Annotated in this window: 12 protein-coding genes; 11 read left to right on the forward strand and 1 reads right to left on the reverse strand. The window is 47.3% G+C overall.

Features of this window, described 5'->3' with window-relative positions; genetic code table 11:
* Positions 1-39: 39 nt before the first annotated feature.
* From DFQ00_RS16675 to DFQ00_RS16715, 9 genes are all read left to right on the forward strand, one after another.
* Positions 40-657: an NAD(P)-dependent oxidoreductase gene (locus tag DFQ00_RS16675; RefSeq protein ID WP_110897617.1), complete on the forward strand. Its 618-nt coding sequence runs from the start codon at positions 40-42 to the stop codon at positions 655-657.
* A 272-nt stretch (positions 658-929) separates the two neighbouring features.
* On the forward strand, positions 930-1,397 hold the full coding sequence (locus DFQ00_RS16680; RefSeq protein WP_110897618.1) for a hypothetical protein: 468 nt from the start codon (positions 930-932) through the stop codon (positions 1,395-1,397).
* Complete coding sequence (locus tag DFQ00_RS16685; protein ID WP_110897619.1) at positions 1,394-2,497, forward strand: CehA/McbA family metallohydrolase; 1,104 nt, start codon at positions 1,394-1,396, stop codon at positions 2,495-2,497. The genes DFQ00_RS16680 and DFQ00_RS16685 overlap by 4 nt, the downstream gene beginning before the upstream one ends.
* Positions 2,494-3,261, forward strand: a complete 768-nt coding sequence (locus tag DFQ00_RS16690; protein WP_110897620.1) for a glycerophosphodiester phosphodiesterase — start codon at positions 2,494-2,496, stop codon at positions 3,259-3,261. Before DFQ00_RS16685 ends, DFQ00_RS16690 begins: the two co-directional genes overlap by 4 nt.
* A complete protein-coding gene (locus DFQ00_RS16695; RefSeq protein WP_110897621.1) occupies positions 3,239-4,276 on the forward strand; it encodes a LacI family DNA-binding transcriptional regulator in 1,038 nt (345 codons plus the stop codon). Before DFQ00_RS16690 ends, DFQ00_RS16695 begins: the two co-directional genes overlap by 23 nt.
* A gap of 2 nt (positions 4,277-4,278) precedes the next feature.
* Complete coding sequence (locus tag DFQ00_RS16700) at positions 4,279-5,103, forward strand: ABC transporter permease (RefSeq protein ID WP_110897622.1); 825 nt, start codon at positions 4,279-4,281, stop codon at positions 5,101-5,103.
* A gap of 47 nt (positions 5,104-5,150) precedes the next feature.
* On the forward strand, positions 5,151-6,191 hold the full coding sequence (locus DFQ00_RS16705) for an ABC transporter ATP-binding protein (RefSeq protein ID WP_110897623.1): 1,041 nt from the start codon (positions 5,151-5,153) through the stop codon (positions 6,189-6,191).
* Between the two features lie 14 nt (positions 6,192-6,205).
* Positions 6,206-7,372: an extracellular solute-binding protein gene (locus DFQ00_RS16710; protein WP_110897624.1), complete on the forward strand. Its 1,167-nt coding sequence runs from the start codon at positions 6,206-6,208 to the stop codon at positions 7,370-7,372.
* A complete protein-coding gene (locus tag DFQ00_RS16715) occupies positions 7,369-8,208 on the forward strand; it encodes an ABC transporter permease (protein WP_110897625.1) in 840 nt (279 codons plus the stop codon). Before DFQ00_RS16710 ends, DFQ00_RS16715 begins: the two co-directional genes overlap by 4 nt.
* Positions 8,209-8,356: 148 nt before the next feature.
* Here the strand turns inward: DFQ00_RS16715 and DFQ00_RS16720 are convergent, their stop codons facing one another.
* Positions 8,357-8,779, reverse strand: a complete 423-nt coding sequence (locus DFQ00_RS16720) for a VOC family protein (protein ID WP_110897626.1) — start codon at positions 8,777-8,779, stop codon at positions 8,357-8,359.
* Between the two features lie 199 nt (positions 8,780-8,978).
* On the opposite strand from DFQ00_RS16720, the gene DFQ00_RS16725 reads away from it, so the two are divergent.
* Together DFQ00_RS16725 and DFQ00_RS16730 are read left to right on the forward strand one after the other, a co-directional pair.
* Positions 8,979-10,799 (forward strand): glycoside hydrolase family 43 protein, encoded by a 1,821-nt coding sequence (locus DFQ00_RS16725; RefSeq protein WP_244213883.1) that lies wholly within the window; start codon positions 8,979-8,981, stop codon positions 10,797-10,799.
* Positions 10,800-11,029: 230 nt separating this feature from the next.
* A complete protein-coding gene (locus tag DFQ00_RS16730; protein ID WP_110897627.1) occupies positions 11,030-12,382 on the forward strand; it encodes a glucoamylase family protein in 1,353 nt (450 codons plus the stop codon).
* Positions 12,383-12,891: the final 509 nt, after the last annotated feature.

Here is a 12,891-nt window from a genome sequence, read left to right on the forward strand (position 1 = left end):
CGTAATTGATGAGATGAACTAACAAGGAGGTTTTGTGAAATGCATATTTCACTGCTCGGAGCGACAGGGCGGGTCGGGAGTCATATCCTTGCATATGCGCTTCAAGACGGTCATCACGTAACCGCATTGGTTCGTTCGACGGAGAAAATACAGTCACACCCTAACTTAAATGTGATTCAAGGTGACGTGCTTCATTCTGAAGAACTGGTGCGTGCAGTTCATGGCACAGAGGCGGTGATCAGTTCCCTGAACACAGATGGAACAACGACGTTGTCAGAAAGTATGCCTTTGATTATGGAAGCCATGTACCATGAAGGAATACAGCGTATCATTACGGTGGGAACCGCCGGTATCTTGCAAAGCAGAACCGAGCCGGGAAAACTGCGCTATCAATCCAGCGAATCCAAACGCAGGTCAACCCGCGCAGCCGAGGAACATGAACGAGTATACCGACTGCTAGAGCAGTCCTCTCTGGAATGGACCATTGTATGTCCTACGTATTTGCCAGATGGGGGACGTATGGGAAGCTACCGGGTAGAGCGTGATTTGTTGCCGGAGGGTGGAACTGAAATTTCTGTTGGGGATACCGCGGCATTTACCTATGATCAGCTTATTAATCGGCAATATATTAATACACGGGTGGGTATAGCCTATTAGCCTGACACTAGCCTCCCCTTAGAACAAGTATTGTTTTCTTTGGAAATATACAGTAACTCACCTTGTCTATGCGAAAACAATCGGCTGAAGCCACATGAAGATGACCTGACTTCTTTTAATAGAAGACAGGTCTTTTTGGGCTTTACAGAATATTAACATGTGCCAGAAACAGGGCTGATGATTTCACCTTAACATAAGTAGTGGATGTGGGAACGGTCCCACACAGAAATGGTGCTTTTTTTCATAACCCACGGAAGGGCGGTGTGCTTCAAATGAAGCTACTGGATCTGCAAGGAAATCTCACTCCCCAAGATTCCAAAACACATATCCGCATGCCATTTATTGTCGAAATCGAATGTACGAAGCTGTACATGAGCTTGAAATACGGGCCTAAAACCCTTGAGGATCGGGACAGATCCATAGCGTTGTTAAAGGAAAGTTATAACCTATACATTTTACCCGAACATCGGGAATACGCCATAGCGAATGTGGATCGGCATCTCCCGTTGAAAAATCTGATTACCCTCTCACTGGACGATACAAATGGGTATCGCGGGGCCTGTCATCGCCATGACGACATTCAGGAGTTATATATCAGCAGCGAGCATGCCTCGCCCGGATTAATGGCAGGTGTACTCCCCGCAGGTACTTGGACCGTCACATTAAGTGTGCATTGTATCGTGACAGAAGCATGTACGTATCAGCTACAAATCTGGGCAACAGAGGAGGACTCTATATGAAATGGCTCGCCTGTGAATTGCACACTCATACGCTGCATAGTGACGGCAGTCAGACATTGGAGGAGCTCGCTGAAGGAGCGTTCCATCTTGGATTTGATGCCATCGCCTTGACAGATCATAATACGATGTCCGGTTTGATCGGCAGAGAAGAAATCGGGCAGACGTATGGGGTACACATCTTACCTGGCATGGAGTGGACGACCTTTGACGGCCATATGGTGACCATTGGGCTGAATGAATTTGCAGATTGGCGGGATGTGAGCCGCAGCGATATTGATAAAGGAATTGCGGATGTTCATAGACATGGTGGGATTGCGGGAATTGCACATCCGTTCCGCATTGGAAGCCCAGCTTGCACAGGTTGTTACTGGGAATACGAGCTCAATGACTGGTCAAGTGTGGATTATATCGAAGTATGGTCTGGTACGTTTCCCTCTATTCTGAGAAGCAACCACCGGGCATTCGAGCTATGGACACAAAAGCTGAATGAAGGATATCGGATTGCAGCCACTTCGGGCCGGGACTGGCACGCTCAGGAGAAGACAGATGATCCGATCTCCGTAACGTATCTTGGAACGTATGAGCAGATGTATGCAGGAGAATGTTCTGATGCTTCTGATGCTGAAACGGATGCGCTAACGACTGGTTCAATTCATGAAGAGCAACTTATCTCTGCCTTGCGTGAAGGAAGGGCCACGATAACGATGGGTCCCTTACTCAAGCTGACAATGCATATTGGAAATAGCATGTATCATCTTGGTTCCATGATTCCTGCTTCTCAGGGTAGCTCGAACAGCATCGAACAGAGTCCGCAGGCACATGTTGCTATAGATTTCACGGTACGTGCCGGAAAGTGGTCACTGCCAGAACAGACATTGATGTTGAAACTGTGCTCCAATCTGGGCGAGGAAGCGCAGCAAGAGATTGACTGGCAACTACACGAGCAGCAGCTCAAGCTCGATATGACACTCAGTAATTGTGATGCTGCCGAGTCTCGCAGGTGGATTCGGGCTGAATTATGGGGAACGATGAACGGCGCCTACGTACGAATCGCTTTTACCAACGCGATCTATTTTGAGAAAAGAGGTGCGCAGCCATGAGTGATTTCCCGCTGATCACGGCGCACACCGGCTGCATGGGGCACCCGGATCACTCTTTTGAATCCCTGCAAGCTGCCTTGTCACTCGGAGTGGATATTTATGAAGATGACATCCGTGTAACCCGAGACGGGATTCCCGTGCTGGCACATGACGATGAGGTCATATTGACGGGAGGTGTACAGAGCAGTCTCGAAAGCTTGACATGGCATGAGCTGGCTGAAGAAAGTAGTGTGGTGTTCCCCACCCTTGAGCATACGCTAAGTCACATTCGTGAAGCTAATACAGTGATGAATCTGGATATCAAAACAGCTCTTGTGCTGGAACCGGTATCGGCGCTGATTGAACAGCTTCACATGCAAGAACAAGTATTCCTCAGCGGCTGTTCTTACAAGACAGCTTTGAAAGCAGCGAAATCTGCACCTCATATTCGCCGGCTGCTTAATGTAAACCTAGAGCATTTCGAACGTCTCAGCTATACGGAAGCGATTATTCAGATGTGCAGAGAAGCTGAATTTGCTGGTTGTTTCGGGCTGAATTTACCTTATCAGGCTGTTCAGGAGCAATGTATAGACATTGCAGTCTCAAACGGATTGAGTGTATATGTATGGACTGTTAGCGAAGCGGACGATATGCGTAGACTTGCACGGTGGGGCGTACATTCCATTACAACACGTAATCCGCTGCTGCTCACCACGATACGAGATGAGATGAATGAGATCAAACGAGCGGAGGAGAACGGGTTTGAATCAAAAGCTGAACTATAGTCTGCGAGAACTCGCAAAGCTGGCGGGTGTGTCCAAATCAACAGCGTCACGCGTCATCTCTGGTAATGGATACGCAAGTCCAGATGTACGAGAGCGTGTGCTTCAGGCTGCCGATCAGCTACGTTACAAGCCGAGTGCCGTGGCCCGGGCGATGGTTGCCAAGCGTACATACAATATCGGCGTTATCGTCTTTCGTGACAAGCTGCCGATTGTATCACACACACTGTATGGCCGGATCATTGACGAGATTCTGATGGCCGCTGAAGCGCTAGGCTACTCCATCTTTCTAAAGACAGATCGGGAAATGTCACTGCGCTCTACGGACTATATGCTGGAGCAACGCGTGGATGGACTCATTCTGATTAGTCGATTGCAAAAAAATGTCATTGATTACGTTAAAAAATTTAACATTCCGTATCTCATGGTCAACGGCTCAACAGAAGATCCCGACGTGGTGCATCTCGTCAGCAACGATGAGGTGGGAGGTGAACGCGCTGCAGAATATCTGGTAGGGAGCGGACATCGCAAATTTTTTATCATTGCCGGGCCCGGTGAGCATCGAAGCCACTTCTTACGCTTAAAAGGATTTTGCCAGCATCTCGAAGCGCTTGGCATATCGTCATCTCAAGGACAAGTCACCATTGTCAATTCACTCGAATCCAACTTTGAATCCGGTCGCGAGTTGATGGAGAAGCATTTTAATGTATTTCGGGAAGCACAGTACAGTGCGATCTTCAGTACCAATGATATGCTTGCACTTGGTGCAATGAAGGTGTTACTGGATCATGGCATACATGTCCCGGAGGATGTAGTTGTAATGGGTTACGATAACACAGAGTTATCGAGTATGTTTCATCCTTCACTCACTACGGTCAGCGTGGATGCAGCAGGTATTGGAAGAGATGCTGTATCCATACTGGATCGCTTGATACGCGGGGAGCAGAATGTATCTCGTTTGACCGAATACGAGAGCCACGTGCTGGTTCGACAATCAACCACAAGAGAGGAGAAGTAGATATGCTGTGGTACTGGAAACATGTTGGGCCCAGGAGAATTATTGAATTCCTTTTACTCACTATCTTTGCAGTTTTCTTTGCTGGACCTCTGGTCAATCTGCTGGTGCTGGCTTTTAGTGAGAAATGGAACTACCCGGACATTCTTCCCCAGGTCTGGGGCTTCAAATGGTGGAGTTTCGTGCTTGCCAAAGACGATATCGTCTCCTCCATCTCTCTGTCATTCCTGATTGCAACGCTAGTAACACTGCTATCCATTATCATCTGTATTCCGGCAGCATATGCGTTCGCCCGATTGCAATTTCCGCTCAAGCGTATGTTCCTGTTCTCTTTTCTGCTGACACATGCCTTTCCCAAAATGGGGCTGTACGTATCCATCGCTGTGTTATTCTACCAAATTGGACTCATGAATACATTGCTCGGTGTTGTGCTCATTCATATGATCAACGTGTTAATGTTCATGACCTGGATTCCAACCTCGGCATTCCGCAACATACACCGGGCACAAGAGGAATCTGCAAGAGATGTCGGTGCTAGTCCGTTCAAAGTGTTCCGCAGCATTACACTACCTATGGCTATGCCGGGCATCATGGTGGCTTCCATCTTCACATTTCTGAATTCACTGGATGAAGCACAAGGCACATTTCTGGTCGGTATCCCGGATTTCAAAACGATGCCAGTTGTCATGTACTCGATCATTTCCGATTTTCCCAGCAGTGCGGGAGCCGTCTTCTCGATCATTCTAACATTGCCAACGATCATACTACTACTCGCAGCGCAGCGGTTGGTCAGTGCAGATGTGCTGGCAAGCGGTTTTCAGATGAAATAACAACGTTTCGGTGACTTACACCGGGATAAAGGGAGGCCACACGAACCATGCAGTTGTCTGTACGCGAGTTAACCAAACGATACAAAACCGGTGATGGTGTCAGCGGCATCAACATTGATATTCAGAAGGGAGAGCTGGTCACGCTGCTCGGGCCTTCGGGATGCGGTAAAACAACGGTGCTGCGGAGCATCGGTGGATTTTTGGAGCCGGACTCCGGTGACATTTTGATTGAAGGCAAAAGCGTCATCCAGCTGCCTCCCGAGAAACGCCCCACCTCCATGGTGTTCCAGAGCTATAACCTGTGGTCCCACATGTCAGTATATGACAACCTGGCCTTTGGTCTGAAAATCCGCAAAATGCCAAAGGCGGAGATTCAAACCGCCGTAGAGGATGCACTCAAGCTGGTTCGGTTGTCGGGCTTTGGCAAGAAATATCCTGCAGAGCTATCTGGTGGACAGCAACAACGCGTTGCGCTCGCACGTTCCTTGCTTCTTCATCCGGCAGTGCTTCTGCTGGACGAGCCCTTCTCGGCGCTGGACGCCAAATTGAGACATGAGATGCGAGAGGAACTGCGTGAAATTCAGATGAAAACAGGGCTTACCATGGTGTTTGTTACCCATGATCAGGAGGAAGCCTTATCCTTGTCCGACCGCATTATTGTTATGAATCACGGGCGCATTGAGCAAATTGCTGAACCACAGCGCATCTATGATGAGCCCGCTTCATTATACGTTGCCGGTTTTATTGGCAAAATGAATTTCTTGAGAGGGGTGGCACTAGGGGAAAGCATTCAAATCGGAGATATTCAACTCCCAAACGAGAAAAAGCTAGACGGAGAGGTAGTGGCAGCGGTTCGTCCAGAAGATGTGCAGGTGGGAACGACTGGCGAGAGTCAGCAGAGTCTGGCAGGTAAAATCAAACAAGTCATGATTCTTGGGCATTACGCCGAGGTTACCGTTGATCTGGAGCAATGGGGCGTCATCCGTACATTTCTGAACAAAGACAGGGTGGAGCAGTTGCACACAGGTAAGCAGGTTCACGTTTCGATCAGCAAAATGACTGCATTTCCACATGAGGAATCATACTGAGGAGGATGAAGAGAATGCGTAAAAACAAACCATTACTATCACTGTTAACTGTAGTTGGATTGTCGATGTCTTTGCTGGCGGGATGTGGCAGCACAAGTGATGCCAAGAGCACTGCAAGTGAGAGTGGAACGGCTGCAGCAAGCAGCACGCCAGTATCCTTTAACTTTTATTTTACAGGCTCGCAAAATGTGAAGGACCTCTGGGATTCCCTCGAACCGATGTTTGAGAAGGAACACCCGGATATTGACGTCAAGATGGTCTACATTCCATCTGGCACCGGGGCAGAGCCGACATACGATCGAATCGTAGCAGCCAAGAAAGCGGGTAAGGGGTCTGGAGATATTGATCTGTATGAAGATGGCATCGTTGCTGTCTCCCAAGGCATTAAAGACGGTGTGTGGGCACAGCTGGATAACAAGCACATTCCTAATCTCGACAAAGTCAACGCAAGCACTATGAAGGATGTGAACAACTACGCGGTTCCGTATCGGTCTTCCGCAGTAGTGCTGGCTTATAACAGCGGCAAAGTAAGCAGCCCGCCCAAAACGCTGGATGAGCTTCTGACATGGATCAAAGCGAACCCTGGTCAATTTGCTTATAATGATCCGTCCACAGGGGGTTCAGGCAGCTCATTCGTGCAAACGATCGTGTATAAAGATCTGCCGGAGGAAGACATTCACAACGCTGACCCGTCTGTGATGGACAAATGGAGCACGGGCTTTAATACACTCAAGGAGCTGGGCCCCTATGTTTACGGCAAAGGCATCTATCCGAAGAAAAACCAGGGTACGCTTGACTTGTTGATGAACGGAGAGGTGTCGATCATTCCGGCATGGTCTGATATGGTGCTGCAGCAGCTGAACGAGGGACTTCTCCCGGATACGATCAAAATGCAGCAGATTACTCCGGGCTTTAACGGCGGGCCAACCTATTTGATGGTCAATCAGGCATCTGATAAGAAAGAAGCAGTGGATACTTTCCTGAATTTCGTTCTGTCACCAGAAGCGCAGGAAGTGGTTGTGAACAAAATGAACGGCTTCCCTGGCATTGAGCTTTCCAACATGCCGAAGGATGTGCAGAGCAAATTTGACGGGGTAGCTGAGGGCTTCCGCACATTTAATATCGGGGATCTGGGCAAAGAGATGAATAAACGCTGGCAGAGTGACGTAGCTGCCCAATGAGTAAGGAAATCAGACAGTCCATCACAGGCATAGCGATGGTGCTCCCCTCCTTCGCGATCCTGCTGATTGTGGTCATTATTCCGATTGTTCAATCCTTTGTGATGAGTCTGAGCAATGATTCAGGCGGGTATGATCTGAGCCGATATACGTTTTTGTTTACGGATAAAGGCATGCGTGACAACATCGTTTTCACATTGAGAATTACAGTCATCACCTGTATTGCCGTAATGCTTGTCAGCTACACTCTGGCGATCTACATGCGCTTTAACCAAGGGCCCGTTGTGAACCTTATTCGTAAAACGTACATGATCCCACTGTTTATTCCAGGAGTCATCGCAACATATGGACTGATTAATCTGCTCGGTAACCATGGCTGGCTGGCACGCATACTTGAAGTTGCAGGCATTACGCTGCCGCGTATCATTTTTGATGAAAAGGGAATTATTATTGCCAATCTCTGGTTCAACATTCCGTTCACCACGATGCTGCTCAGTTCCGCACTGTCTGGCATTCCTTCATCGGTGATTGAAAGTGCAAAAGACGTGGGTGTAAGCAGACTCACGCTGTTTACCCGGTTTATTTTTCCGCTGTCCTACAAAACGTTCCTCGTTGCATTAACCTTTGTCTTCATGGGTGTCATCGGATCATTCACCGCGCCGTTCCTGATCGGAGCCAACTCTCCTCAGATGCTCGGTGTATCCATGCAGCAGGTGTTTAGTGTATTCCAGGAGAGAGAACAGGCAGCTGCCATTGCATTTTTCTCGTTTTTGCTCTGCTCGGTGCTGGGGGCATTCTATATCCGTTCCATGGCGGAGGAAGAGAAGGGGAGGATCTAAAAGTGATGTAGTACAATTAAAGTGCGCAAGCAGTATATAAGTTCAATCGTTTCATCAATAATGCTGCCCCTCAAACAGAGGGGCATTTTGTCTTCTGTTTCTATTCTCCAATCTGCCAGTACATTTATATGATTTCATTCAAAATACATTACTTTATCCGTTTGGAGATGGGATGATCCTCGTTCATCTGGAGCAAGTCCCACAGGTTACCGTACAGATCTTTAAAGACAGCGACGATACCATAGGATTGCTCCTTAGGCTCCCGCACAAACTCGATTCCTTTAGCTACCATTTCATTGTAATCTCTCCAGAAATCATCTGTATTCAGAAAAAGGAATACACGCCCTCCGGCCTGATTGCCAATAAACGGCTCCTGCTCAGGCTTGGAAGCCTTGGCCAGCAGAATCGTTGTACCAACGGAGCCAGGAGGGGAGATGACAACCCATCTTTTGTCCTGCTCAGGTTGATAGGTATCTTCAAGCAGTGTGAAGTTAAGCTTCTGAGTATAAAATGCGATTGCTTCATCATAGTCGTGTACAACGAGCGCGATATGTATAATCGATTGAATCATAGACCCTTTACCTCCTCCATTTCGTAGCTTGCTCAGCGATGTAACTTTACCATTGTATATGATGCCATAGAGTCAGTAAATAAACGAATCCGGCAAGTTTTTCTACTCCTGTGATACATTTTGAAGTATGATACTAAAGAAATTAAGCGCTTTATTTTCCTGACATTCATGAATAATTATCGTGGGGAGGCTTATCAATTTGTCGAACACTAACGAGAACATGAACTATGCCGGATATCTTTTTGTGCATTTTATAGGTGAGCAGCCTGACGGAGAGCAGGTTTATTTCTCATACAGCGAGGATGGTCTGCACTGGAAGGACCTCAATTCGGGCAGACCTGTATTACGCTCCAATCTGGGAGAACAGGGCGTACGCGATCCGTTTCTCATTCGCTCTGCGAAGGATAACAAATTTTATCTGATCGCAACCGATCTGCGCATTGCGAATGGGAAAGGCTGGGATACAGCGGTTCATGCAGGCAGCCGCGACATCATCGTTTGGGAATCTGATAATCTGACAGAATGGTCATCTCCCTGGAACGTTACGGTAGGGGTTGAGGGCGCAGGCTGTGTGTGGGCCCCTGAAGCGGTCTACGATGAAAGGACAGACGAGTTTCTTGTATTCTGGGCCTCTGCTACACAGGAACCGCATGAAACGGAACGCAAACAAAAAATTTACAGTGTGCGTACCCAAGACTTCCGTAGCTTTACACCATCGGAGAAGTACATAGAGCGAGAGAATCATATTATTGATACGACCATTCTTCCTTCATCCGGTTTTTATTATCGCTACTCCAAGGACGAAACAACCAAGAACATTCGTGTCGAAAAAGGAAGATCACTAGATAAGCATGATTTTGCACCGCTACCTGCACCGATTCTGGAAGCGATTGAAGGGGTGGAGGGACCTCAGATTTTCAAATTGAATGACCGGGAAGAGTGGTGCCTGATTGTGGATCGCTTCGCTGAGGGCAAAGGGTACCTACCGCTTCTGACGACCGATCTGCACAGCGGTGATTTCCGAATTGTTCCAGAGAATGAGTTTGATATGGGAACAAATCAGAAGCGACATGGAGGTATTCTGCCCATCACGGCGGAGGAATGCAACCGTTTGCTCGCTGTATATGGGGATGGGCATCAGGTGCTCGCCGGACAGTATGCTGATCCTGACGTGGCGAAATTCGGCGACTGCTATTACATGTATCCGACCAGTGACGGATTCGAGGGCTGGTCAGGAACACAGTTTAAAGTGTTTTCTTCCCGTGATCTGAAGCATTGGCAGAACGAAGGCGTTATTCTGGATCTGGCAACTGATGATGTGCCTTGGGCAATCGGTAATGCATGGGCTCCGGCAATCGCCAGCCGCCACAGCAAGTATTATTTTTATTTCTGTGGCAAAATGTCCAACGATGAAAGTGCAATTGGTGTCGCTGTTGCCGATTCTCCGACCGGGCCTTTCCGTGCTGAGCCGCAGCCGTTGATAACGATGGAACAATTAAGGCGTCTCGGGATCACAATGAGCCAGGCGATTGATCCTTCCATTTACATCGAAGAGGCTGGGAAAGCGTACATGTTGTTTGGCAACGGAGATGCCGCCATTGTTGAGCTGCATGACAATATGATCCGTGTACGTGAAGAAACGATGCGTAATCTTGCAGGCCTGCATGACTTCAGGGAGGCCGTTACTGTATTGAAGCGTGATGGGGTCTATCATTTTACGTGGTCCTGTGATGATACGGGCAGCGAGAATTATCATGTGAATTACGGGACCTCGGATAACCTGTACGGCCCGATTACGTATCACTATACGATTCTCAGCAAAAATGTGGAGAAAGACATGCTAGGGACGGGGCATCACTGTATGCTTCATGACTCGCAAAGCGACCAGTATCATATGGCTTATCATCGCTTCGTTACACCGCTGTCCCGATTCTCCACTGGCAAAGGATATCATCGTGAAGTATGCATTGCTCCTGTCTTTTTTGGAGAGGATGGCCTGATGAAACCCGTTATATTATAGCGAAAATGATGCACGGAAGCCGCTGGATTCAGCGGCTTTTTGTATGCCGTTAAATGCTGTTATTCTCCATATACAGAATATATTATGAAACGTTTCGAATTTAAATCCACACTAAAATGGAACATAAACATTTTAAAGTAAGGGTTTTCATTTTATGTTTACCAAATATGTATATTCATGATATCATAAATACGAAACGTTTCGATTTAAAAATTGAAAGGAGAAAAGGGATGAACATTGTAAAAAGGTTAGGACTTGTTTTAACTTTTTGTCTGTTTGCCAGCACAGCTTTCACTCCTGTCATATCGGCACATGATTCAGGCAAGCCCGCAGGCTTCAAGCCAGAATTGAAAGCGGTTGCCAAGAAAACCTACACATATTTTGAGGAATTTACCGACCCCAGAACTGGCTTGACGTATGATGAGGTCAGAATGAAGGACAACGGAATGGAAGAGGCTAAGCGCACCTCGCCAACCAACATTGCCATGTACATGATGAGTACCGTTTCGGCAGAGCAGATGGGTATGCTTTCGAAGAAAGAAGCGGTATCTCGCTTGCAAACAACACTGAACACGTTGGAAAAAATGGATAAGTGGAATGGCTTATTTTATAATTGGTACAACACAGACGATGGCTCCGTCAAAAAAGATTGGGGACAATTCATATCGCAGGTAGATAACGGCTGGATGTCCGCAGGATTAATCGTTGTGGGTCAAGCCTACAAAGAGTTGAACGTCCAGACCAGTACACTCGTTAAACAAATGAACTATACCACACTATATGATTCGGAAGTCGGTCAATTCCGCGGTGGCTATGACGTCGCCAAAGGCGCGCTGACGGAGCATCATTACGGGTCATTTTATACAGAGCCTCGTGTAGGAAGTTATATTGCTATTGGTAAAGGGGACGTACCCCTGGAGCATTGGTGGAAAATGTATCGCACGATGCCTCTTGAATGGGATTGGCAGTCTCAGATTCCACAGGGTCAAACTGTGAATTATGATGGTGTGGATGTCTTCGAAGGAAGCTATGAGTATAAAGGCAAGAGGTTTGTGCCGAGCTGGGGAGGCAGCATGTTTGAAGGACTTATGCCCGGTTTGGTGATCAAGGAGAAAGACTTGGGTGCTCAGGCACTAGGTTTAAACAACAAACGTCATGTTGAACTGCAAATCGAATATGCCAAAGAAAAAGGATACCCTGCATGGGGATTCTCACCATCTGCCACGCCTACAGGATATAGCGAGTTTGCAGCAACACCGCTTGGCATCTCGGGTTATAAAGACGGAGCCACGGTAACCGCGCATGCAACGTTTCTTGCACTCGACTACGCACCGGAAGAGGCCCGCAAAAACATCAAAACATTGAACAAATTAAACATGATGGGCAAGTACGGATTGTATGATTCCATCAATCTGGAAACCAAAGAAATTGCCAAAGCTTACCTGGCACTGGATCAAGGTATGATCATGGTATCCATTGCGAACTATCTGGAGCATGGAGTCATTCGTGATTATTTCCACAGTGATCCCATTGGCCAGAAGCCTGAAGCATTATTGCAGAAAGAAGTGTTCTCCATTCAGTAGATCCTGTGCAGCAGAGTAGATTGAGGAAAGTAGAGGGAAGCAGAACAGGAACAACAGAAGAGAACAGAACTCCTCAGAACAGCACAGTACAACGCTGAACAGCACAGAACAATACAGTACAGGTACAGAACAACACATTACAGCACAGGTACCTTTCTTGCATCTCAAAAAGTAATAAGTGGAACGAGGCATAGCTTATGGTGCTTCGTTCCGTTTTTTTTGTTTTAGGGCACATTCGAGCTCATTCTCAGCATATGGCATCGCATCGTAACCCACGAATGGATAGATGTATTTAAGATGGTTGCATTTAAATGGGTTCTCAACATAGCTATTTTTTTCTAGCTATGTTGAACGTAAACAAGGATAGCCCCCACATATTGCTGAGCATCGTAGGTTAAAATGGAAAGTGTCAAGACCACCATTTCAGAGCTACACAGCAAAGGAGAGCTATCACTATGCAGTCTACCACAAAATTCATTGGTTTAGATGTGTCTTAAGAAAAAATTTCA

Origin of the sequence: Paenibacillus barcinonensis (assembly GCF_003217495.1) — a bacterium.
Taxonomy (GTDB): domain Bacteria; phylum Bacillota; class Bacilli; order Paenibacillales; family Paenibacillaceae; genus Paenibacillus; species Paenibacillus barcinonensis.

Bases quoted from the DNA above. Each gene is read 5' to 3' on its own strand.
- DFQ00_RS16675 (WP_110897617.1), top strand. From the start codon at position 40: ATGCATATTTCACTGCTCGGAGCGACAGGGCGGGTCGGGAGTCATATC.
- DFQ00_RS16680 (WP_110897618.1), top strand. From the start codon at position 930: ATGAAGCTACTGGATCTGCAAGGAAATCTCACTCCCCAAGATTCCAAA.
- DFQ00_RS16685 (WP_110897619.1), top strand. From the start codon at position 1,394: ATGAAATGGCTCGCCTGTGAATTGCACACTCATACGCTGCATAGTGAC.
- DFQ00_RS16690 (WP_110897620.1), top strand. From the start codon at position 2,494: ATGAGTGATTTCCCGCTGATCACGGCGCACACCGGCTGCATGGGGCAC.
- DFQ00_RS16700 (WP_110897622.1), top strand. From the start codon at position 4,279: ATGCTGTGGTACTGGAAACATGTTGGGCCCAGGAGAATTATTGAATTC.
- DFQ00_RS16705 (WP_110897623.1), top strand. From the start codon at position 5,151: ATGCAGTTGTCTGTACGCGAGTTAACCAAACGATACAAAACCGGTGAT.
- DFQ00_RS16710 (WP_110897624.1), top strand. From the start codon at position 6,206: ATGCGTAAAAACAAACCATTACTATCACTGTTAACTGTAGTTGGATTG.
- DFQ00_RS16715 (WP_110897625.1), top strand. From the start codon at position 7,369: ATGAGTAAGGAAATCAGACAGTCCATCACAGGCATAGCGATGGTGCTC.
- DFQ00_RS16720 (WP_110897626.1), bottom strand. From the start codon at position 8,779: ATGATTCAATCGATTATACATATCGCGCTCGTTGTACACGACTATGAT.
- DFQ00_RS16730 (WP_110897627.1), top strand. From the start codon at position 11,030: ATGAACATTGTAAAAAGGTTAGGACTTGTTTTAACTTTTTGTCTGTTT.